The sequence below is a fragment of the Vibrio sp. 970 genome (assembly GCF_033339075.1).
Genome location: NZ_JAWOTW010000674.1, coordinates 1 through 551, shown reverse-complemented (window position 1 = coordinate 551; position 551 = coordinate 1). Strand labels below are relative to the sequence as shown.

Sequence of the window (551 nt, the reverse complement as noted above, 5' to 3'; positions counted from 1 at the left end):
AGAATGCGCATCCATGAAAAAACAGCATGGATGTTACGATCGCTGCAGAAATAACGCCGAGCGAAACGACCTAAGGATAATGCTCTGTATTAAAACATCAGTAATTAATAACGGATGCCCGTGTTTGTTCACCAGCTGTAACGACTAGCACTCGCAAAACGCAAGAATGGGAGAATTAACATGACACAAGAAAAAGCGCATTCCGCAGGCAAATGCCCCGTAATGCATGGCTCCATGACCACCAATGACAGAACAGAAAAGAACTGGTGGCCGAAGTCGCTCAACCTCGACATTTTGCATCAACACGACGCTAAAACAAATCCAATGTCGAGTGATTTTGATTACCAAGAAGAAGTCAAAAAACTCGATTTCTCTGCACTCAAACAAGACCTCATCGCACTAATGACCGATAGCCAAGAATGGTGGCCTGCTGACTGGGGACATTATGGCGGCTTGATGATTCGTATGTCATGGCATGCGGCAGGGACTTATCGAATCGCAGATGGTCGCGGCGGTGCGGGCACCGGTAATTTACGTTTCGCCCCGCTAAA

1 pseudogene is annotated in these 551 nt (G+C 47.0%); it reads left to right on the top strand.

What is annotated here, in order from left to right:
* Positions 1-180: 180 nt before the first annotated feature.
* Positions 181-551: pseudogene (locus tag R7Q11_RS28565) on the top strand (catalase-peroxidase); the annotation flags it as partial.